Annotated in this window: 18 protein-coding genes and 2 tRNA genes; 8 read left to right on the top strand and 12 right to left on the bottom strand. The window is 73.6% G+C overall.

The features are described 5' to 3' along the window. Positions 1-116: 116 nt before the first annotated feature. Genes ACSHWO_RS27455 through pgsA form a run of 3 tightly spaced genes read right to left on the bottom strand, consistent with a single transcriptional unit; the run spans position 117 to position 2853 of the window. Positions 117-1286, bottom strand: a complete 1170-nt coding sequence (locus tag ACSHWO_RS27455; RefSeq protein WP_361091624.1) for a glycosyltransferase family 4 protein — start codon at positions 1284-1286, stop codon at positions 117-119. Further along, positions 1283-2188 (bottom strand): phosphatidylinositol mannoside acyltransferase, encoded by a 906-nt coding sequence (locus tag ACSHWO_RS27450; RefSeq protein ID WP_361091626.1) that lies wholly within the window; start codon positions 2186-2188, stop codon positions 1283-1285. The genes ACSHWO_RS27455 and ACSHWO_RS27450 overlap by 4 nt, the downstream gene beginning before the upstream one ends. Beyond that, positions 2188-2853, bottom strand: a complete 666-nt coding sequence (gene pgsA / locus ACSHWO_RS27445) for a phosphatidylinositol phosphate synthase (RefSeq protein ID WP_361091629.1) — start codon at positions 2851-2853, stop codon at positions 2188-2190. Before pgsA ends, ACSHWO_RS27450 begins: the two co-directional genes overlap by 1 nt. A gap of 253 nt (positions 2854-3106) precedes the next feature. Here pgsA and ACSHWO_RS27440 point away from each other — a divergent pair, with 253 nt between their 5' ends. Further along, the gene (locus tag ACSHWO_RS27440; RefSeq protein ID WP_361091632.1) at positions 3107-5311 is read left to right on the top strand and encodes an elongation factor G-like protein EF-G2; all 2205 of its coding nucleotides are present in this window, start codon (positions 3107-3109) and stop codon (positions 5309-5311) included. A gap of 127 nt (positions 5312-5438) precedes the next feature. Next, complete coding sequence (locus ACSHWO_RS27435) at positions 5439-7103, top strand: hypothetical protein (RefSeq protein WP_438315854.1); 1665 nt, start codon at positions 5439-5441, stop codon at positions 7101-7103. A 162-nt stretch (positions 7104-7265) separates the two neighbouring features. Here the strand turns inward: ACSHWO_RS27435 and ACSHWO_RS27430 are convergent, their stop codons facing one another. Then, complete coding sequence (locus ACSHWO_RS27430) at positions 7266-7826, bottom strand: HIT family protein (RefSeq protein WP_361091638.1); 561 nt, start codon at positions 7824-7826, stop codon at positions 7266-7268. A gap of 67 nt (positions 7827-7893) precedes the next feature. On the opposite strand from ACSHWO_RS27430, the gene ACSHWO_RS27425 reads away from it, so the two are divergent. Continuing rightward, positions 7894-8574, top strand: coding sequence for a potassium channel family protein (locus ACSHWO_RS27425; RefSeq protein ID WP_438315851.1), 681 nt, complete (start codon positions 7894-7896; stop codon positions 8572-8574). 102 nt (positions 8575-8676) lie between these two features. Here the strand turns inward: ACSHWO_RS27425 and thrS are convergent, their stop codons facing one another. Beyond that, positions 8677-10653 (bottom strand): threonine--tRNA ligase, encoded by a 1977-nt coding sequence (gene thrS / locus ACSHWO_RS27420; protein ID WP_438315848.1) that lies wholly within the window; start codon positions 10651-10653, stop codon positions 8677-8679. A gap of 133 nt (positions 10654-10786) precedes the next feature. On the opposite strand from thrS, the gene ACSHWO_RS27415 reads away from it, so the two are divergent. Next, positions 10787-11311, top strand: coding sequence for a GNAT family N-acetyltransferase (locus ACSHWO_RS27415; protein WP_438315845.1), 525 nt, complete (start codon positions 10787-10789; stop codon positions 11309-11311). On the opposite strand, the gene ACSHWO_RS27410 is transcribed toward ACSHWO_RS27415, so the two are convergent. After that, positions 11308-12552 (bottom strand): hypothetical protein, encoded by a 1245-nt coding sequence (locus ACSHWO_RS27410; protein ID WP_438319287.1) that lies wholly within the window; start codon positions 12550-12552, stop codon positions 11308-11310. The genes ACSHWO_RS27415 and ACSHWO_RS27410 overlap by 4 nt on opposite strands. After that, the gene (locus ACSHWO_RS27405) at positions 12549-13139 is read right to left on the bottom strand and encodes a DUF4365 domain-containing protein (RefSeq protein WP_361091654.1); all 591 of its coding nucleotides are present in this window, start codon (positions 13137-13139) and stop codon (positions 12549-12551) included. Before ACSHWO_RS27405 ends, ACSHWO_RS27410 begins: the two co-directional genes overlap by 4 nt. A 213-nt stretch (positions 13140-13352) precedes the next feature. Between ACSHWO_RS27405 and ACSHWO_RS27400 the strand changes: the two genes are divergently transcribed. Beyond that, on the top strand, positions 13353-14078 hold the full coding sequence (locus ACSHWO_RS27400) for a 3'-5' exonuclease (protein ID WP_361091657.1): 726 nt from the start codon (positions 13353-13355) through the stop codon (positions 14076-14078). A 91-nt stretch (positions 14079-14169) separates the two neighbouring features. On the opposite strand, the gene ACSHWO_RS27395 is transcribed toward ACSHWO_RS27400, so the two are convergent. Continuing rightward, positions 14170-14241 (bottom strand) — tRNA-Val (locus ACSHWO_RS27395). Positions 14242-14280: 39 nt separating this feature from the next. Continuing rightward, positions 14281-14766: an SRPBCC family protein gene (locus tag ACSHWO_RS27390; protein ID WP_438315841.1), complete on the bottom strand. Its 486-nt coding sequence runs from the start codon at positions 14764-14766 to the stop codon at positions 14281-14283. Positions 14767-14869: 103 nt separating this feature from the next. On the opposite strand from ACSHWO_RS27390, the gene ACSHWO_RS27385 reads away from it, so the two are divergent. Further along, positions 14870-17413, top strand: a complete 2544-nt coding sequence (locus tag ACSHWO_RS27385; RefSeq protein ID WP_438315838.1) for an SCO7613 C-terminal domain-containing membrane protein — start codon at positions 14870-14872, stop codon at positions 17411-17413. A gap of 123 nt (positions 17414-17536) precedes the next feature. Here ACSHWO_RS27385 and ACSHWO_RS27380 read toward each other — a convergent pair. After that, a tRNA-Val gene (locus ACSHWO_RS27380) sits at positions 17537-17608 on the bottom strand. A gap of 46 nt (positions 17609-17654) precedes the next feature. Beyond that, complete coding sequence (locus ACSHWO_RS27375; protein WP_438315835.1) at positions 17655-18122, bottom strand: TIGR02611 family protein; 468 nt, start codon at positions 18120-18122, stop codon at positions 17655-17657. Between the two features lie 177 nt (positions 18123-18299). Here ACSHWO_RS27375 and ACSHWO_RS27370 point away from each other — a divergent pair, with 177 nt between their 5' ends. Then, on the top strand, positions 18300-18713 hold the full coding sequence (locus ACSHWO_RS27370; RefSeq protein ID WP_030011909.1) for an SsgA family sporulation/cell division regulator: 414 nt from the start codon (positions 18300-18302) through the stop codon (positions 18711-18713). A gap of 270 nt (positions 18714-18983) precedes the next feature. Then, positions 18984-19604 carry a CGNR zinc finger domain-containing protein gene (locus tag ACSHWO_RS27365; protein WP_361091670.1) on the top strand — a complete coding sequence of 207 codons (621 nt, stop codon included), beginning with the start codon at positions 18984-18986 and terminating at the stop codon, positions 19602-19604. On the opposite strand, the gene ACSHWO_RS27360 is transcribed toward ACSHWO_RS27365, so the two are convergent. Further along, positions 19545-19724 carry a hypothetical protein gene (locus ACSHWO_RS27360; protein ID WP_256987697.1) on the bottom strand — a complete coding sequence of 60 codons (180 nt, stop codon included), beginning with the start codon at positions 19722-19724 and terminating at the stop codon, positions 19545-19547. The two genes, ACSHWO_RS27365 and ACSHWO_RS27360, sit on opposite strands and share 60 nt — an antisense overlap. Positions 19725-19819: the final 95 nt, after the last annotated feature.

Raw genomic sequence — 19819 nt, 5'->3', positions numbered from 1 at the left:
GCCCCGGGCTCCGCCCCGGCCCCGGGACCGCCGGCCGGACCGGCGACGACGGCCGGACCGGCGACGACGGCCGGACCGGGAACGGAAACGGCATCGGGCCGGGCAGCGGAACCGGATCAGGCCGACGGGTCGCGGGTGAGGCCCAGCCGGGACCGCAGGGACACGCGCTCGTCGGTGGCCACGGCCGAGGCTCCGTCGGTCACGGTCTCGTAGACGGCGAGGATGTCGGCCCCGACCGTCGACCAGTCGAAGCGGCGCACGTGCGCGGAGCCGCGCGCGCTGAGCTCCGCCCGCCGCCCGGGATCGCGCAGCAGCTTCACCGCGGCCGCGGCCAGCGCGTCGGCGTCCTCGTTCGCGAACAGCTCGCCCGCCGCGCCCTGGTCCAGGACCTGGGCGAACGCGTCCAGGTCGGAGGCCAGGACGGCGGCCCCGGCCGAGAGGGCCTCGACGAGGATGATCCCGAAGCTCTCGCCGCCGGTGTTGGGGGCGACGTACACGTCGACGCTGCGCAGCAGCCGCGCCTTGTCCTCGTCCGAGACCATGCCGAGGAACTCCACGCGGGAGCGCAGTTCGGCGGGTAGGGCGGCCACGGCCTCCTCCTCGTCGCCCCGCCCCGCGACGAGGAGCCGGACGTCGGGGCACTCCGCGGCGATCCGCGGGAACGCCGCCATCAGCACCGGAAGGCCCTTGCGCGGCTCGTCGATGCGCCCGATGAACCCGAGGGTCCGCCCGGCCCATTCGGCCTTCGGCTCGGCGGAGGCGAAGAAGTCCACGTCGACGCCGTTCGGGATCACCACGGCGTCCCCGCCGAGGTGCTCCACGAGGGTGCGCCGCGCGTACTCGCTGACCGCGATCCGCGCGCTGATCTTCTCCAGCGCCGGCTGGAGGATCGGGTACGCCGCGATCATGGCCCGGGACCGCGGGTTCGAGGTGTGGAAGGTGGCCACGATCGGGCCCTGTGCGGCCCAGCAGGAGAGCAGCCCCAGCGACGGCGAGGCCGGCTCGTGGATGTGGATCACGTCGAAGACGCCGTCGTGCAGCCAGCGCCGCACCCGCGCCGCCGACAGGAACCCGAAGTTCAGCCGCGCCACCGAGCCGTTGTAGGGGACCGGCACCGCCCGCCCGGCCGAGACCACGTACGGCGGGAGGGGGGTCTCGTCGTCCGCCGGGGCGAGCACCGACACGTCGTGGCCGAGGCGGATCAGGTGCTCGGCGAGGTCCCGGATGTGGAACTGGACGCCGCCGGGCACGTCCCACGAGTACGGGCAGACAATGCCGATCTTCACGCGGAGCGCTCCTCCAGGTCGTCCAGCCACAGCCGCTGGAGCATGTGCCAGTCCTGCGGGTGGTCGGCGATGCCCTGCGCGAAGGCGTCGGCCACCGCCTGCGTCATGGCGGCGGTCTTCTCGGTCCGGGTCCCGGTCCCGGGGACCTCCACCTCGGGGTGGATCCGGCCGCACAGCTTGGGCGTGTCCCCGTAGTACAGGGTGACGGGCAGCAGGGCCGCGCCGGTCTGCTGCGCGAGCAGGGCCGGTCCGGCCGGCATCCGGGCGGTCGCGCCGAAGAAGTCCACCTCGACCCCGGACGCGGACAGGTCCCGGTCGGCGACGAGGCAGATCAGGCCACCGGCACGGAGCCGGCGGGCGAGCGTGCCGAAGGCGGCGCCGCCGCTGTGCGGCAGCACCTCCATCCCGAGGCTCTCGCGGTAGGCGACGAAGCGGTCGTAGAGCGACTCGGGCTTCAGCCGCTCGGCGACGGTGGTGAAGGGGATGCCGAGGTGCCCGGTGACCCAGGCGCCGGCGAGGTCCCAGTTGGCCAGGTGGGGCAGGGCGACGACGACCCCCCGGCCGGAGGCGACGGCCTCCTTGAGGATGTGGTCGTCCTTGATGGACACGTCGGTGCCGAACCGCGCCGGGTCCATCGCCGGCAGCCGGAACGACTCCATCCAGTACCGCATGTACGAGCGCATGCCCGCCTGCGACAGCTCCCGGAGCCGCTCGGGCCCGGCCTCCGGCACGACCCGGGCGAGGTTCGCCTCCAGCCGCAGCACGCCCTTGCCGCGGCGCCGCCACGCGACATCGGCGATCCGCCGGCCGAGGGCCACGGCCGCCGGCTCGGGCAGCTTCTTCACGCCGGCCCAGCCGAGCCCGTACAGCCCGTCGACCAGGCGGTCCTGTGCCGCGCCCATCAGGCCGCACCCGGCCCGGACGCGGCGGCCGCGGCATCGGCCTCGGCGGCCTCCCGGCGCACGGTGACCACGCGCTGGATCAGCGTGACCAGCGAGCCGGCCGCCACCACCCACAGCGCGACGGGCAGCAGCACGCCGAGCCACGAGGGCGCGCCGAAGGTCTGCAGCCCGGACAGCCCGGCCGCGACCAGCGAGATCACCAGCCGCTCGGCGCGCTCGACGAGCCCGTTGACCGCCACCGGCAGGCCGATCGACTCGCCCCGGGCCTTGGTGTACGAGACGACCTGGCCGCTGGCCAGGCAGAAGATCGCCACCGCGCACAGCGCGTTGTCGTCGCCCAGACCCGCGTACCACAGCGCGAGACCACCGAAGATCGCCGCGTCGGCGACCCGGTCGAGGGTGGAGTCGAGGAAGGCGCCCCAGCGGCTGGAGACCCCGGCCTGGCGGGCCATGTTCCCGTCCACCAGGTCGGAGAAGACGAAGAGCGTGATGGTGATGGTGCCCCAGAAGAACTCGCCCCGCGGGAAGAAGACGAGGGCCCCGGCCACCACCCCGGCCGTGCCGATGAGCGTGACCGCGTCCGGGCTCACCCCCCGCCGGAGGAGAAAAGCGGCGAATGGCGTGAGAACACGCGTGAAGAACGCACGCGCGTACTTGTTCAGCATGGCCTTCCCGGAGGGTCGCTGGGCCGTACGGCCCCGTCGGCCACCGGCTGGCCCATCGTAGCCAGCGGCCCGGGGCGACATACCCGCGCACCCACCGGTTTCGTGCCGGGCGATCGACCGGGACCGGTCCGGCCACGCGCCCGCCGTGCGCCGGACGGCGGCGCGTATTACATATGGACGCAGAGTGACGCCGGTGCAAAGCTCGAAGGACGCCGATCACCTCCTCACCGTCACCCCGGGAGGCACGAGCATCATGGGAGCCACATCACACCAAGCCGGAGCCGCCGGCAGGGCACCGACGGCCGACCGGCCCTCGTCCGTACGGAACGTCGTGCTGGTCGGCCACAGCGGAGCCGGCAAGACCACGCTCGTCGAAGCCCTCGCCCTCACCGCCGGAGCCGTGACCAGGGCGGGCCGGGTCGAGGACGGGGCCACCGTCTCCGATTACGACGAGATCGAGCACCGCCAGCAGCGTTCCGTGCAGCTCTCCCTCGTCCCCGTCGAATGGGGCGGGGTCAAGGTCAACATCCTGGACACCCCCGGATACGCCGACTTCGTCGGCGAGCTCAGGGCCGGTCTGCGCGCCGCGGACGCGGCCCTCTTCGTCGTCTCCTCCTCGGACGGCATCGACGGCGCCACCCGCATGCTCTGGGAGGAGTGCCAGGCCGTCGGCATGCCCCGCGCCATCGTCGTCACCCATCTGGAGGCGGCCCGCGCCGACTACGCCCAGATGGCCTCGGTCTGCGGGGAGGCCTTCGGCGCCGACGACCCCGACGCCGTCGTCCCCCTCTACCTCCCGCTGTACGGGCCCGCCGGGCCCGACGGGCACGCACCCGTCACCGGCCTGCTCGGGCTGCTCTCCCAACGGGTGTACGAGTACGACAGCGGATCCCGCGTCGAACGCGACCCCACCCCCGGGGAGCTCGAACAGATCGCGGAGGCCCGCGCCCGCCTGATCGAGGGAATCATCGCCGAGAGCGAGGACGAGACCCTCATGGACCGCTACCTCGGCGGTGAGGACATCGACATCAAGACCCTCGTCGACGACCTGGAGCGCGCCGTCGCCCGCGGGACCTTCCACCCGGTCCTCATGGCCGCGCCCGCCGCGGACGGCGCCCGCCAGGGACTCGGCACCGTCGAACTCCTCGAACTGATCACCGGCGGCTTCCCCACCCCCCTCGAAGCCGCCCCCGTCCCCGTCACCACCCCCGACGGCGCCGAACGCCCCGCCGCCACCTGCGACCCCGACGGCCCCCTCGTCGCCGAGGTCGTCAAGACCTCCTCCGACCCCTACGTCGGCCGCATCTCCCTCGTGCGGGTCTTCTCCGGCACCCTCCGCCCCGAGCAGACCGTCCACGTCAGCGGCCACGGCCTCGCCGACCGCGGCCACGAGGACCACGACGTCGACGAGCGCATCGGCGCCCTCACCTCCCCCTTCGGAAAACAGCAGCGCCCCCTCACCCAGGTCATCGCCGGCGACCTGGCCTGCGTGGCCAAACTGGGCCGCGCCGAAACCGGCGACACACTCTCCGCCAAGGACGGCCCCCTGCTGATGGAGCCCTGGCGGATGCCCGACCCGCTCCTCCCGATCGCCATCGAGGCCCACAGCAAGGCCGACGAGGACAAGCTCTCCCAGGGCCTGGCCCGCCTCGTCGCCGAGGACCCCACCATGCGGCTGGAGCAGAACCCGGACACCCACCAGCTGGTCCTGTGGTGCCTGGGCGAAGCCCACCAGGACGTCGCCCTCGAACGCCTGCGCACCCGCTACGGCGTCCAGGTCGACCCGGTCCCCCACAAGGTCAGCCTGCGCGAGACCTTCGGCGCGAAGGCCGCCGGCCGGGGCCGGCACGTCAAACAGTCCGGCGGCCACGGCCAGTTCGCCATCTGCGAGATCGAGGTCGAGCCCCTCCCGGCGGGCAGCGGCATCGAGTTCGTCGACAAGGTCGTCGGCGGCGCCGTGCCCCGGCAGTTCATCCCCTCCGTCGAGAAGGGCGTACGGCACCAGGCCGCCCGCGGCGTGGCCGCCGGCTACCCCCTCGTCGACGTCCGGGTCACCCTCCGCGACGGCAAGGCCCACTCCGTGGACTCCTCCGACGCCGCCTTCCAAACCGCCGGCGCGCTCGCCCTGCGCGAGGCCGCCGCCGAAGTCCCCATCCACCTCCTCGAACCCGTCGCCGAACTCACCGTCCTCGTGCCCGACGACTACGTCGGCCCCGTCATGAGCGATCTCGCCGGCCGGCGCGGCCGCGTCGTCGGCACCGAGCAGGCCGCCCTGGGACGCACCCTGGTCCGCGCCGACATCCCCGAGATCGAGATCAGCCGCTACGCGATCGACCTGCGCTCCGTCTCGCACGGCACCGGCAGCTTCACCCGCACCTACGCCCGGCACGAACCGATGCCCCCGCACATCGCCGACAAGGTGCGCGAACAGCTGGAGAAGGGAAGCACTCTGACGTAGTGCCAGGGAGCCGCCCGACCAACCCGCTTGCGGCGGGCGGCATTTCCCTGTCCCATGACCGTGGGGGCAGATACGCCGATAGGCTCATCCGCGCACGACGGCACGACGCACAGCGATGGGGGCAGCGGTGGCGGACGACGGATTCGACTTCAGGCCGGGGGCGCAGATCCCTCTCCAGGGCGGTGGCGGCCAGACCGCCGCGACCAACGCCCTCGCCTCGGCGGCCTACCGCGACGGCGGGAAGGACACCAAGCTGTCCTCCCTGCTCGAAGCGAACAACGAGTACCACTCCTCCACCATCAAGCCGCCGAGAATCTCCCTCTTCGAGCCGAACCTCGGCGAGGCCTTCTGCCGCGCCGTGGAGGCCCGGACCCTCCCGGGCGGCCGCAAGCCGATCATCCAGTCCTTCGGCGCCGACCCGCAGACCGTCGTGGAACACTGCCTGGCCGCCTCCCACATCCGCAGGGAACGCGACCGCAAGCTGCGCCTGATCATGCTGGTCGCCGGGGTGGTCTTCCTCCCCGGCCTGCTGCTGTGGCTGGGCCTGTTCCAGCTCCGCAAGAGCCTGCTCGGCAGCGAGAAGTACGCCTCCTGGATGAGCACCCTCGTCCTCGTCGGCATCGGCGTCCTCGCAGCCGTCATGATGTTCCGGCTGCCGTTCGACGGCTTCCTCGGCCTCTACCTGCGCGGCATGATCATCGTCCCCGCGCTCGGCTGGTTCCTCGCCCGCCGCATCTGCGAGTCCACCGCCGCCGACCTGCGCTCCCGCTGGGACGGCCTGCTCTCCGGCGACGGCATCGGCGCCAAGATCCCCGAAGCGGTGCCCGGCAACCCCGACGAGAAGGCCCGTGAGGACCTGCGCCACGCCCTGGCCAAGCTCACCGCCGAGAACCGCAGCAACGCGGTCTTCTACGCCGGCCCGAAGGGGATCCTCGGCATGGGCACCCGCTGGGGCAGCTGGCAGCTCGCCGAGGAACTGACCCCGAAGACCGAGGGCGCGGACATCCACCCGTTCCGCAGCTGGGACGTCATAAGGGCCATCGACACCGAACTGCGCAAACTGGAGCGCGGCCCGCTGCACACCGGCGGGCTCCCGCCCGCGTCCGTCCAGCACTGGATCGTCGCCCCGGTCAGCGAGGGCGCCGCCGAGGTGACCCGCCCGTCGGGCGCGGACGTGGACACCTTCCTCGTCAAACCGCACGAGATCACCCGCATCTGCAACGAGCAGCAGTTCAGCGGCGGCAACCGGCACTACCTGGGCATCCAGTACCCGCTGTGGGACGGCCAGCTCGTGATCACCATGCTGGTCACGGTGACCGTCCTCTACAAGACGCTGCGGGTGGAGGTCACCGGCCACGCCCTCGGCCCGGTCCACGGCCTGTTCGGCACGAAGTCCAAGGCGCCGGTGGTGGAAGTGCCCAAGTCGATCCGGTTCTGGGAGACCGTGGAGCGCCCGCTGCCCCTGGTCGACGCCCAGGAGGTGGTCCGGCTCGCCGTCCGCGCCCCGCTGACCTGGTACCCGCCGCTGCTGGACTACTTCGGCGGCAAGCTGGTGCTGCCCGAGCCCTTCGGCGCCCGCCACGTGTGGGCGGGCCAGCCGTGGCGCAACCGCTTCATGGCCGACGACGCGCTGCGCGCCGCGACCCCGGTGCTGCGCGCCGTCCACGCCGCCGCAATGCGGGTCCTCGACGAGAACGGCGTCGACGTCGAGCGCTTCGGCAACCGCTCGATGATCGTCAGCGGCCTGGTCCAGGACGCGTCCCCGCGCAAGGCCGACGTCTACGACGCGTAGGCGCTCCGCGGGCGGCCGGACCGCGAAACCACGGGCCGGTGGGGGCTGGTCGCGCAGTTCCCCGCGCCCCTTCGGGGTGCGGCCGCCCGGCCCGGAGGGTGGTCCGGGAGGCGGCGCGCGGCCGGCACCCGGACCCGACGGAACCGTTTCGGCCCGGTCGGCTCAGTCGTTCGGCCAGGCGTCGGCGAGCATCTGCCGGGTGTCGGCGAGCAGCTGCGGCAGCACCTTCGTGTGGCCGACCACGGGCATGAAGTTCGTGTCCCCGCCCCAGCGGGGCACGATGTGCTGGTGCAGGTGCGCGGCGATGCCCGCGCCCGCCGCCGAACCCTGGTTCATGCCGATGTTGAAGCCGTGCGCCCCGGACGCCTTGCGCAGCGCGACCATGGCCCGCTTGGTCAGTTCGGCCAGCTCGGCCGTCTCGGCCGCGTCCAACTCCGTGTAGTCGGCCACGTGCCGGTACGGGACCACCATCAGGTGGCCGCCGTTGTACGGGTAGAGGTTCAGCACGGCGTAGACGTGCTTGCCCCGCGCGACGACCAGGCCGTCCCGGTCGGACATCTCCGGGATCCCGCAGAAGGGGCAACCGTCCCCGGCCTCCGGGCCGCTGGGCTTGTTCTCGCCCTGGATGTAGGCCATGCGGTGGGGCGTCCACAGCCGCTGGAACGAGTCCTGCGTCCCGACGCCATTCTGCTGCTCCGGCTGAGTCGTCATGTCATGCAGCATATGACCTTGTCGTGGCGCGGCGTGTCGCCGGGGCGGAGATCGCCCCGCGGCCGGGGATCCTGGCCGGATGCACGAAGTACCGGCCGAGCGCAGGCAGCGCTGGGAAGACCTCACCGAGGTCCCCCTGCTGATCGCCTCGCTGCTCTACCTCGCCGCCTACGCCGTCCACGTCCTCGTCCCGTCGGCGGAGGGCTGGGTGCACACCCTCGCGCTCGTCGTCATCGGCACCACCTGGCTGTGCTTCCTCGTGGACTACCTGGTCCGGATGTGGCTGAGCGGCCTGCGCCCGCTGCGCTTCCTGCGCGCCCACGTGCTCGACACCCTGGTCCTGCTGCTGCCGCTGCTGCGCCCGCTGCGGCTGGTGCAGATCTACATGGCCCTGCAGCGCCGGCGGGACAAGCCGCGGATGGACCTGTACCAGCGGGTGGTCGCGTACGCCGGGACTGCCGCGCTGCTGCTGGGCTTCGCCGGCGCCCTGGCGGTGTACCAGCAGGAGCGGTACGCCCCCGGGGCGAGCATCGTCACCTTCGGGGACTCGGTCTGGTGGGTGTGCGCGACGCTGACGACCGTCGGGTACGGGGACGTGGTCCCGGTGACGAGGGCGGGCCGCACGATCGCCGCCCTCATGATGGCCTTCGGCATGGCGCTCCTGGGGGCGGTGACGGGCTCGTTCTCGTCGTGGCTCGTCCAGGTCTTCGAACGCGACGAGAGGAGGCCCCCGCGGAACGGGAAGACCCCCGGGAAGTGAGACTTCCCGGGGGCTTCAGCCCCGCTGGCGCGGGGAGCAGGTCGCGGGTAGGTGTGGCCCACGGCACAGGTCCGGATCACCCCCGCTCACGCGCGGAGCAGATCACACCTGGACCCGGCGCTCCACCACGTCAACGAGCTTGGCCAGCGCCGCGTCACGCGGGATGCCGTTCTCCTGCGAACCGTCGCGGTAGCGGAAGGAGACGGTGCCCGCGGCCATGTCGTCGTCACCGACGATGATCATGAACGGGACCTTCTGCTTCTGCCAGGTCCGGATCTTCTTCTGCATGCGGTCGGAGGAGGCGTCCACCTCGACCCGCAGGCCCTTCTTCTTCGCCTCGGCTGCGAACTCCTTCAGGTAGTCCACGTGCGCGTCGCCGATCGGGATGCCGACGGCCTGGACCGGGGCGAGCCACGGCGGCATGGCGCCCGCGTAGTGCTCCAGGAGCACCGCGAAGAACCGCTCGATGCTACCGAACAGCGCACGGTGGATCATGACCGGGCGCTGGCGGGAGCCGTCGGCCGCGGTGTACTCCAGGTCGAAGCGCTCCGGCAGGTTGAAGTCGAGCTGGACGGTCGACATCTGCCAGGTGCGGCCGATGGCGTCGCGCGCCTGCACGGAGATCTTCGGGCCGTAGAAGGCCGCGCCGCCCGGGTCAGGGGTCAGCGGGAGGCCCTGCTTCTCGGCGACCTGCTGGAGGACGGCGGTGGCCTCCTCCCACGCCTCGTCCGAGCCGACGAACTTCTCCGGGTCCTTGGTGGACAGTTCCAGGTAGAAGTCGGTCAGGCCGTAGTCGCGCAGCAGGTTCAGCACGAAGCTGAGGGTGCGGTCCAGCTCCTCCGCCATCTGCTCGCGGGTGCAGTAGATGTGCGCGTCGTCCTGGGTGAAGCCGCGGGCGCGGGTCAGGCCGTGGACCACGCCGGACTTCTCGTACCGGTACACGGTGCCGAATTCGAACAACCGCAGGGGCAGTTCCCTGTACGAGCGCCCGCGGGCGTCGAAGATCAGGTTGTGCATCGGGCAGTTCATGGGCTTGAGGTAGTAGTCGGTACCACCGTCGAGCTGCATGGGGGGGTACATGCCCTCCGCGTACCAGTCCAGGTGACCGCTCTTCTCGAAGAGCTGGCCCTTGGTGGCGTGCGGCGAGTAGACGAACTCGTAGTCCTCCTCCTCGTGCCGCTTGCGGCTGTAGTCCTCCATGACCCGGCGGATGATGCCGCCCTTGGGGTGGAAGACGGCCAGGCCGGAGCCGATCTCGTCCGGGACGGAGAAGAGGTCCAGCTCGGTGCCGAGGCGGCGGTGGTCGCGCTTCTCGGCCTCGGCGAGGAAGTCGAGGTGGGCCTTCAGCTCGTCCTTCGACGGCCAGGCGGTGCCGTAGATGCGCTGGAGCTGCTTGTTCTTCTCGCTGCCGCGCCAGTACGCCGACGCGTTGCGCATGAGCTTGAACGCCGGGATGTTGCGGGTGGTGGGCAGGTGGGGACCGCGGCAGAGGTCCCGCCAGCACAGCTCGCCGGTCTTGGCGTCCAGGTTGTCGTAGATGGTCAGCTCGCCGGCGCCCACCTCGACGTTCGCGCCGTCGTCGGTCGACGCGGAGCCCTTGATGCCGATGAGCTCCAGCTTGTAGGGCTCGTCGGCGAGCTCCTCGCGGGCCGCCTCGTCGGTGACCACGCGGCGGGAGAACTTCTGGCCGCGCTTCTGGATCTCCTGCATCCGCTTCTCGATGGCCTTGAGGTCATCGGGGGTGAAGGGCGTCGCGACGTCGAAGTCGTAGTAGAAGCCGTCCCGGACCGGCGGGCCGATGCCCAGCTTGGCCTCGGGGAAGAGCTCCTGCACGGCCTGCGCCATGACGTGGGCGGTGGAGTGGCGCAGGATGTCGAGGCCGTCCGGGGAGGAGATCTCCACGGGCTCGACGGTCTCGCCGTCCTGGACGGCGTAGGAGAGGTCCTTGAGCTCGCCCGCCACGCGCGCGGCGATCACGGTGCGCTCGTCGGCGAAGAGGTCGGCGGCAGTAGTGCCCGTGGCCACCACGCGCTCGTCCCGCTCGGAATCGCGTTGGATGATCACACGGACGTCTGACACCGGTTTCTCCTGACTGAAGGGATGCGGCAGCGAACGCTGCGCGTCTGAATCGTACCGAGAGCGGCGGCCCGCCCGCGAAACGGTTATGCCTGTTCCGCGCACGGCGTGAACACGTGTTCGCTACCGTGGGGGCATGGCGACGACGACCTGGCCGGTACGGCCCCTGGACCTGGGCCACGACGCGACCGCGGCCGCCGTGCACCGCATCGGCCGGGCGGCGTACGCGGTGGAGGCGGAGCTGATCGGCTTCGACGGCATCCCGGCGCTGGGCGAGAGCCTCGCCGAGCTGCGGGCGCGGCCGCTGCGCTGGCTGGGGGCGGTGGCCGGCGGGGACGCGGGCGTGGAGGACGGGCCGCTCGCCGGATTCGTGGCCTGGGAGCGGCAGCCGGACGGCTCGGTGTGCGTGGACCGGCTGTGCGCGGACCCGGCCTTCTTCCGGCAGGGCGTGGCCTCGCTGCTGCTGCGGGCGCTGCTGGCGCAGGTGCCGGCCGAGCAGCCGGTCACCGTGTCGACGGGCGCGGCGAACGCCCCGGCGGTGGCCCTGTACGAGCGCTTCGGTTTCGTCCGCGGGGCGGACTTCTCCCCCGCGCCCGGCCTGGTCATGGCCTCGTTCACCCTCGCCCCCCGCACCGGTCACGCGGGCCGGTCCACCGCCTAGTCCTCGGCGGCCAGGACGTCCGACGGGTCGAGGGACTCGTCCATCGACTTGATCAGCCGGTCGCGCTGGGCCTCGTCCAGAGGGACGGCCCGCACGTCGGTGATCTCGGTGACGCGGCGGAAGCCGCCCCGGCGCTGGAGCCGCCCGGTGACCCTGATCGGCACTCCGGCGAGGTGGGCGTGCCCGGCCACCCGGTACGCCCGCTCGTCCAGGGCCATTCGCACCTCCGGCACGTCGGCCCCGGACAGCACCTGGACGCGGACCGCCCCGCCGACCGCGGGTGTGGTGCGGCGCATGCGGACCACCGTGCCGGTGATCTGTACGGGGACGGAGGGCTCGTGCCGGGTGTAGCGGGCCGACGCCTCGCGGAGCGCGGGCAGGTCGCCCGGGGAGAACTCCACCGGTTCCGGGCGGGCCGCGCACCCGGCGGGTGCTCCGGCGGCCGGCGCCCAGGCCAGCGCGATCCGGGCCCCCTCCGAACCGCTGACGAGGTCGATGAGCGCGTCGGCGAGCTCCCGGCTGACCCCGGCCCGGACCGCCGCGTCGAAGGCCTCCATCCCGCCGGCGGTGCGCCGGTAGTCCACGGCTTCGCGGGCCGCGTGCAGGGCGTGGTGCAGCCGGGTCACGGTGCCGCGGCCGCCCGCGACGGGCAGGTAGGCGGTGAGCCGGCCGCCTGCGGAGGACGGCCCGGCGACCACCGCGTCCAGGTCCCGTTCGGCCTGCCGGCGGTGCCGGGCCCCGTAGTAGCCGGCGGTGGACCGGGCCGCGAGCGCCCCGGCGAGCAGCAGGGCGTGGGCGGCCGCGCGCAGGTGGTCCTCCACGGTCAGGGGCCGCTGGTTGCGGCCCGGGGTCCGGGGGACCTGCGGGTTCTGCCGCTCCCAGCGGACCTCGTCGCTGGGGACGCTCAGCCCGTGGAGCACCTCTCGGGCGCAGGGCAGGCCGCCGTGGGCGAGCGCGGCGAGCGCCTCCTCCAGCAGGTCGGTGCAGTCGGAGAAGGCGCGGGACTCCGGGACGAGGATGCTGGTGGCCGTCCGGGCCGCCGGGCTGGGCGCGGGCGGTGTCCAGCGCCCGTAGCGTCCTGCTGCGCCGCCGCTGCGCCGCCAGCCGTTCCGGCGCAGGAGGACGCCGAAGACGGCCGGGTCGACCCGTGCGGGGTCGGGGAGGGTTCCCGCTCCGGTGCGGTCGCCGAACTCCTGCAGGGCGGCGGGCGGTTCGAGGCGCGGTGGCGGACGGTGCATCAGGGTGTCCCTCCCGACCCGACGCGGGTCATGATCTCGCACAGCGCGCGGTCGTCGAAGATCCGTGTGGTGGGGATCCGGACGGTGGTGCGGCGCCGGCCGGTCACGGGGTGCCCGGCGAGGTTGGTCCAGTAGCAGCAGTGCCGCAGGTCGAGCCGGTCGTGCCCGGCGGACAGCCATCGGTCGCGCTCGCGCGGGACGATCATCACGACGAGGATCTTGTGCACGGCGACCGGGGTGCGGGCCAGCTTCACCAGGTGTTCGTTGTCGAGGGTGAAGGCGAAGGAGGGGCCGGGGGGTTCGGGCGGGATCTGGTAGGTCGCCTTCAGCTGCACCTTGATGGTGACCTCGTCGTCCACGACGTGCTCGGGGGCGCCGTGGCTGACCTGCCAGTCGATGCCGTTGTCGGGGAAGGGCTGGGACAGCGAGCAGCCGGCGGCGGCCGCGACGGCGTGCAGGTATCCCACTTGGAGGGTCTCCATGCAGGCGGTGGTGGCGAGTGTGCCGCGCAGCGGTGCGGGGCGCGCCTCGTCGCGCGCACCCGTGCGCCCCTGCAGCACCCCGCCCGGTTCGGGCTGGGTGAGTGCCATGGCCGGATGCTCCCCGTGCCCTTGCGGGCTGTGGCCGGATGAGAGCGGGTGGGGTGACGGCCGGTCATGTGTGCGGTCCCCCAGGGAGGTTGTCTCCCCAGCGGGCGGGCCGCAAACGGCGTACGGCGCAAACGGGCCGGGTATCACGGATTCGGGCAAGGGTGGCGTGTTCGACGTACGCCCCATCTGCCGATCGTGGACGAGGAGTTCGCCATGACACGCTGGTACGAGGGCCCGCTGGCCGCATTCGACACGGAGACGACCGGGGTGGACGTGGAGCAGGACCGGATCGTGTCCGCCGCTCTCGTCGTGCAGGAGTGCGCGGGCGGCCGGGTCCGCCAGACGCGCTGGCTGGTCAATCCAGGGGTGCCGGTGCCGCCGGGGGCCACGGAAGTGCACGGCCTGACGGACGAGTACCTCCAGCACAACGGCCGGTGGCCGGCGCCGGTCGTGGAGGAGATAGCCCGGGCCCTGGCGGAGCAGCAGGTCGCGGGCCGCCCGGTGGTGGTGATGAACGCTCCGTTCGACCTGACCCTGCTGGACCGGGAGTTGCGCCGGCACCGGGCGTCCTCGCTGGCCCGGTACCTGGACAACCGGCCGCTGACGGTGCTGGACCCGCGGGTGCTGGACAAGCACCTGGACCGGTACCGCAAGGGGCGGCGGACGTTGACGGACCTGTGCGAGCACTACGGGATAGAGCTGGAGGGCGCGCACGACGCGGCGGCGGACGCGCTGGCCTCGCTGGAGGTCGTACGGGCGGTGGGCCGGCGGTTCGCGGGCCGGCTGGAGCGGCTCACCCCGGCCGAACTGCACACCCTGCAGGCGGTGTGGCACGCGGCGCAGGCACGCGGGCTGCAGGCGTGGTTCGCCCGGCAGGGCACGCCGGAGGCGGTGGATCCGCACTGGCCGCTGCGGCCGGAGGTGTCGACGGCGGCGTGAGGCGGGCGGAGTGCGGGACGGCCGGGGGCGGCCTGGGACGGTCCGGAATGCGGAAGGCCGGTCCGTCGTACGACGGACCGGCCTCTCCCGGTGGGCGATACTGGGATCGAACCAGTGACCCCTTCGGTGTGAACGAAGTGCTCTCCCGCTGAGCTAATCGCCCGGGAACGCACTGAACAATACAAGAGCCACGGGGTCTGGTTCAAACCGCGTCCGCACCGGGCGCCAGCCGGGCCGCCAGGGCGCGCCGTCCGGCCCGCATCATCAGCGCGTGGTTGAGCCGGAACAGCGGCCGCGCGGGCAGGGACAGCCGGCGCAGCAGCGGCCGCCGCAGCTCGACCTCCTGCTCGTAGAGCACCCGCGTCCCGCCGCCGCCCCGCGGGTGCGGGCGGACGGTCCACCGCACCCAGCCGTCCACGTCGCCGTGCAGGGCGGCCTCCAGGATCCGGTGCCGGGGGTCGCGCAGCAGTTCGGCGGCTGTGATCCGGATCTCGTACGGGAGGGCGGAGCGGATGCGCAGGGCGCTGCTGTGCGCGTCGATCCGCTCGACCGCGCGGACCTGCGGCCACCAGGTCCCGTAGTCGTCGGCCTGCTCCAGTACGGCGTAGACGTGGGCGGGCGGGGCGTCGAGGTCCCACCGGCTGCGGAAGCGGTAGCGGCTCCACCGGGCGCGGCTGCTGCGGTCCATGCCCTCAGTCTGGCGTGCGGGGCGGGTGCTGGGGGCGTACTCAGCGCGGAAATGAGTACGTGCGCCCATACCCCCGGGGCGTGACCGGCGCCACACTCCGAGCATGAACATGCCTCTGCCGCCCGCCGAGGAGCTGGCGCTGATCGACCGTGAGCTGGCGCAACTCGATGCCCGGCGCGGGTACTTGCTCGACCGTCGGGCCTGGCTGCTACAGCTTGCGGCGCCGTCCGCGGCGCTGTCCGGGATGCCGGTCACGCCGCCCGTGCGTGCGGCGGAGGCGTCGGGCCGGGGTGCGCAGAACGTGCTGCTGACGCTGGGTGCGGTGCTGCTGGCGGTGGCCGCTCTGGCGTTCACGCTGGTCAGCTGGGGTTCCCTGGGGATCGGGGGGCGCTCGGCGGTGCTGGGCGTGGTGACCGGGGCGGCCCTGGGCGCGCCGGCGCTGCTGCTGCGGCGCGGGCTGCGGTCGACGGCCGAGTCGGTGGCGGCGGTCGGGCTGCTGCTGACGGTGCTGGACGCGTACGCGGTGCACGCGGTGGCCCTGCCGGGCAGCGGTGGTACGGGGTACGCGGCCGCGGCGTCGGCGGTGCTGGCGGTGGTGTGGGCGGTGTACGCGGTCGCGCTGCCGGGGCTGGTGGTCCCGGCCGCGGGGGCGGTGCTCGCCGCGCAGCTCCCGCTGCCGCTGGCGGCGCTCGCCGCGGATCGGGGCCCGGTGGGGCTCGGCTGGGCGCTGCTGGGGACCGCGGTCCTGGACTGCGTCCTGGCGGTGTCCGGGGGCTTCGCCGCACGGCTGTGGCCACGGGCGGCCCGGACGGTTCCGGCGGTGTGGGTCCTGGCGGCGGTGTGCGGCGCCGGGGCGCTGCTGTGCGCGCTGCCGGAGCTGCTGACGGCGGCGACGGCGGCCGCGGCCGTGGATCCCGCGCTGCTGGCCGCGGGGTGCGCGGCGCTGGGCGTCGCGGTGGCCTGGCGGGTGCCGGCCGCGTCGGGCGCCGCGCTGGCGGGCGGCCTGGCGGCGGTGGCGGCGTTCGCCGGCCCGGTCCGGCCGGAGCTGGCGACGGGCTGGCCGGTGGTGGTGTGCCTGCTGCTCGCGCTGCCGCTGCTGGGCGCGGCCGCGGTGGCCGCACTGCCGGCGGCGGTGCGGCGCGGGCTGGGTCGGGCGGGAGCCGTGGTTTCGGCGGGGGCCGCCGTGTGGGGCCTCGCGTCGACCCTGGGGCCGCTGCTGTCGCGCGTGGCCGTGGCCCGGGAGGCATGGACCCCGGCGGTCCCGGCCGGCGTGGCGGCGTCCGGCCCGGGCACCCCCGCGGTCGCGACCCTGCTGATCGCAGCGCTGGCCGCATGGTGCGCGGCCCGCCTCCTGCCCCCGTCCCGCCCGGGCGGGACGGTGACGGCCGCCGCAGGCCCGGACGGGGTCGGTACGGGAACGGCCGGCGCGGGCGTGTCGGGGGCGGCGGCCGCGCGGGCGGTCGCGGTCGTGTGCGGCTGGGCCGGGCTGTTCACGGCACCGATGGGCCGGGGCCTGCCGGTGACGCTGGTGCTCGGCGCACAGCTGGCGGTCACCGCGGCGGCCGCCGCGGTCGCGCTGCGGACGGCGACCGGCGCCGGGAACCCGGCCGGCACGGGCGTGACGGGCACGACGGGTGCCGCGGGCACGGCGAGCTCCTCGGACTCCGCCGGAGCCGGAGTCGCGGCCGGTGGTGTGGGACGGGTGGCAGCGGTGTGCGCCGCGGCCGGGGCCGTGGACGTGGCCCTCGCCGCGCTGGACGGGCGCTGGGCCACGTTCGCGGTGTTCGGGCTGCTCGGTGCGGGGGCTTCCGCGGCGGCCCGGCACCGCAGCGCCCCGGCGGACCTGCGGGCGGGCGCGGCGGTGTGCGCCGTCGGGTTCGCGGCGGCGACGGTGGCGGCGGTGTGCGCGCTGGCGGGGGTCGCGGTGGCCTGGTGGGCGCTGCCGCTGCTGGCGGTGGCAGCGGCTCCGGTGGCCGCGGGGCCGCGGTGGGGCCGGGTGCGTACGGCCACGGAGGCGGCCGGGGCCGGGGTGGGCGCGGTGGCGCTCGCCGTGGCCGGCCGGGATCCGGCGGTGCTGTCGCTGGCGTGTGCGCTGGCCGCGGTGGTCTGCGCGGGGGCGGCCGTCCGGCCGGAGCGGCGCCGGCTGGGCTGGGCGGCGGCGGTGCTGGGCGTCGCGGCGGCGTGGCTGCGGCTGTGGGTGTCCGGGGTGACGGTGACGGAGGCGTACACGCTGCCGGTGACGGTCGCGTCCCTGGCGGTGGGTCTGCTGCGCCGCCGCAGGGACCCGGAGGCCTCGTCCTGGACGGCGTACGGGCCGGGGCTGGCGGCGACGCTGCTGCCCGGCCTGGTCGAGGCCTGGCAGGACCCGTACTGGCTGCGGCCTCTGCTGCTCGGCGCGGCGGCGCTCGCGGTGACCCTGGTGGGCGCGCACCGCAGGCTCCAGGCCCCGCTGCTGCTGGGGGGCGGGGTCCTGGCCGCGGTGGCCCTGCACGAGCTGGCCCCGTACGTGGTGCAGGTGGTCGGGGTGCTGCCGCGCTGGCTGCCGCCGGCCCTGGCGGGGCTGCTGCTCCTGGTGGTCGGGGCGACGTACGAGAAGCGGCTGCGGGACGCGCGCCGGCTCCGGGCCGCGCTGGGCCGCTTCCGGTGAGGCCGCTGCCAGGGGTCCCGGGCCGGTGGGCCGCCACCCGAGGGGGCCTGCACCGTGCGGCCGTTCCGGTGAAAAACACCGAGGGTCCGGAGACGGTCTACGTCTCCGGACCCTCGGTCCGGGTGGGCGATACTGGGTTCGAACCAGTGACCCCTTCGGTGTGAACGAAGTGCTCTCCCACTGAGCTAATCGCCCGGGCACACCGCAAACATTACCCCATGTCAGCGGTGCTCTTTGACCATCACTGGTCCTTGAGGTCCCACGGCATGGTGAGGCCGTACTTCCACAGGTAGAACCCGATCAGCGCGCCGGCGATCACGAGCCCGACGGTGGTCAGGATGATGTTGCGGCGGCGCACCTTCGGGTCGAGGGCCTTCTGTGCGGCTTCTGTGACCTTGCGCTTCGTCCAGGCCAGGACGAGGTGGGCCCAGGCGAACTCGGTGGCCCAGATCGCCAGGCCCGCGAAGATCGCGACCCATCCGGGACCGGGCAGGACGAGCATGGCCACGCCCGCGGCGATCACGGCGAGGCCGACGACGAAGACGCCGACCTGCCAGCTGACGTGCAGCGATCGGCTGCGTCGGATGAACGCGGGCGCCTTCGACACGTGCGTCTTCTCCGTGGTGGTCGCGGCGTTCTCGGCGCCGGCGTCGGTGCCGGGCTCGCCGGCTGCGGACCCGCGGGCCTCGCGGTCACTCCCCGTATTCATGGGCCCGAATCTACCGGAGCCGGAAGCACACGGGTATGGCGGTGTGGATCCGCCGTCCGAGTGACCCAGAGGTCCGCAAAACGGTCAGAGGGGTTTACAACGGCACCGTAGGTGGCATGTCGATTTCGCCGACGTGCGAATCCCCGAGCGCACACTGAGCGAAAGGCCCTGGCGCTTATGAACACCACGGTCAGCTGCGAGCTGCACCTGCGCCTCGTTGTGTCGAGCGAGTCCTCACTGCCTGTTCCCGCGGGCCTGCGGTATGACACGGCCGATCCCTACGCCGTGCACGCCACCTTCCACACCGGCGCCGAGGAGACGGTCGAATGGGTGTTCGCCCGCGACCTCCTCGCGGAGGGTCTCCACCGGCCCACCGGAACCGGGGACGTCCGCGTCTGGCCGTCCCGCAGCCACGGTCAGGGCGTCGTCTGCATCGCCCTGAGCTCACCGGAGGGAGAAGCACTGCTCGAAGCCCCCGCCCGGGCGCTCGAGTCATTCCTCAAGCGCACGGACGCCGCGGTCCCGCCCGGGACCGAACACCGGCACTTCGACCTGGACAAGGAGCTCTCGCACATCCTGGCGGAGAGCTGAGCCAGCCCCCGCGGGGAGCGCCCCCGGCGGCAGCCGGGGACCACTGCGCACCGTCCGACTCGGGGCGACGGTGCGGGCTGGGGAAAACCACATAGGCGGTGCCGGCGCTGTTCTCGCGGGAGCCTCCCGCGAGGGCGGCGCCGGTGTGCTTGTCCGCACCGGCCGTCGACACCGGGGCACCTCCCGGCGGCGACCGGTGGAGGCTAGAGTCGGCCCCCAAGCGGCGGCACCGGCCCGTCGCCGCAGGCCCGGCCACAGGGAGCGAGTTCCGTGCAGATCCCCCACGACACCCGTGGCGCGCTCGACGTCGTCGTCGCGCTGGTGAACACCGCGGCCGAGGCGGACCAGCCCGACGGGCTCGCGGACGTCGGTTCGCTGCGCGAGTTCGTCCGCGAGCACAAGATCAGTGACGTCGGCGACCTGGGCGCCCGCGACCTGGCCGGCGTGCGCGCCGTCCGCGGCAAGCTCGCCCAGATCTTCGCGGCGCCGAACGCCCGCGTCGCGGCCGGACTGGTCAACGAACTGGTCGCCACGGCCGGCACGACCCCCCAGTTGACCAACCACGACGGCTACGACTGGCACGTCCACTACTTCGCCCCCGGCGCCTCGCTCGGCGACCACCTCGCGGCGGACGGCGGCATGGCACTGGCCTTCATCGTGGTCTCCGGCGAGCAGGAGCGACTGCGCCGCTGCGAGGCCCCCGACTGCCGGCGGGCCTTCGTGGATCTGTCCCGCAACCGCTCGCGGCGCTACTGCGACAGCCGGACCTGCGGGAACCGGCTGCACGTGGCGGCGTACCGGGCGCGGCGCAAGGAGGCCGACGCCGGGGCGTCAGAGCAGGAAGAGGTCGTGCACGGCGGCGAGCAGCAGCAGGGTGCCGATCACCCCTAGGAAGATCATCAGGGGTGGCTGGGAAAGCGCGAAGAGGCAGCCTCGCGGCTCCTCGGCAACGGGGGCGGGAGCCGCGGCCGGCGCGGGAACCGTCGGCTCACCCTGCGATGTCTCGAGCATGTCGGGGCGATGATGACCCAGCGCACCGGCGCAGTGCCCCCAACACGCGAGCGTTCGCGCGGGAGTTCACCCCTTCTCGTCATCCGCGCGGCAAA

It is taken from the genome of Streptomyces pallidus (ex Mingjun et al. 2026) (assembly GCF_051550185.1).
Taxonomy (GTDB): domain Bacteria; phylum Actinomycetota; class Actinomycetes; order Streptomycetales; family Streptomycetaceae; genus Streptomyces.
Note: the sequence above shows the minus strand (reverse complement) of the source record. Positions and strands in the feature narration are given on the sequence as shown.

What these genes read in the sequence shown, in the direction of transcription:
- ACSHWO_RS27450 (WP_361091626.1), bottom strand. Translation starts at nt 2,188, where the DNA reads ATGGGCGCGGCACAGGACCGCCTGGTCGACGGGCTGTACGGGCTCGGC.
- ACSHWO_RS27390 (WP_438315841.1), bottom strand. Translation starts at nt 14,766, where the DNA reads ATGGACCGCAGCAGCCGCGCCCGGTGGAGCCGCTACCGCTTCCGCAGC.
- ACSHWO_RS27400 (WP_361091657.1), top strand. Translation starts at nt 13,353, where the DNA reads ATGACACGCTGGTACGAGGGCCCGCTGGCCGCATTCGACACGGAGACG.
- ACSHWO_RS27385 (WP_438315838.1), top strand. Translation starts at nt 14,870, where the DNA reads ATGAACATGCCTCTGCCGCCCGCCGAGGAGCTGGCGCTGATCGACCGT.
- ACSHWO_RS27430 (WP_361091638.1), bottom strand. Translation starts at nt 7,826, where the DNA reads ATGCTGCATGACATGACGACTCAGCCGGAGCAGCAGAATGGCGTCGGG.
- ACSHWO_RS27425 (WP_438315851.1), top strand. Translation starts at nt 7,894, where the DNA reads ATGCACGAAGTACCGGCCGAGCGCAGGCAGCGCTGGGAAGACCTCACC.
- pgsA (WP_361091629.1), bottom strand. Translation starts at nt 2,853, where the DNA reads ATGCTGAACAAGTACGCGCGTGCGTTCTTCACGCGTGTTCTCACGCCA.
- ACSHWO_RS27360 (WP_256987697.1), bottom strand. Translation starts at nt 19,724, where the DNA reads ATGCTCGAGACATCGCAGGGTGAGCCGACGGTTCCCGCGCCGGCCGCG.
- ACSHWO_RS27440 (WP_361091632.1), top strand. Translation starts at nt 3,107, where the DNA reads ATGGGAGCCACATCACACCAAGCCGGAGCCGCCGGCAGGGCACCGACG.
- ACSHWO_RS27375 (WP_438315835.1), bottom strand. Translation starts at nt 18,122, where the DNA reads ATGAATACGGGGAGTGACCGCGAGGCCCGCGGGTCCGCAGCCGGCGAG.
- ACSHWO_RS27370 (WP_030011909.1), top strand. Translation starts at nt 18,300, where the DNA reads ATGAACACCACGGTCAGCTGCGAGCTGCACCTGCGCCTCGTTGTGTCG.
- ACSHWO_RS27405 (WP_361091654.1), bottom strand. Translation starts at nt 13,139, where the DNA reads ATGGCACTCACCCAGCCCGAACCGGGCGGGGTGCTGCAGGGGCGCACG.
- ACSHWO_RS27415 (WP_438315845.1), top strand. Translation starts at nt 10,787, where the DNA reads ATGGCGACGACGACCTGGCCGGTACGGCCCCTGGACCTGGGCCACGAC.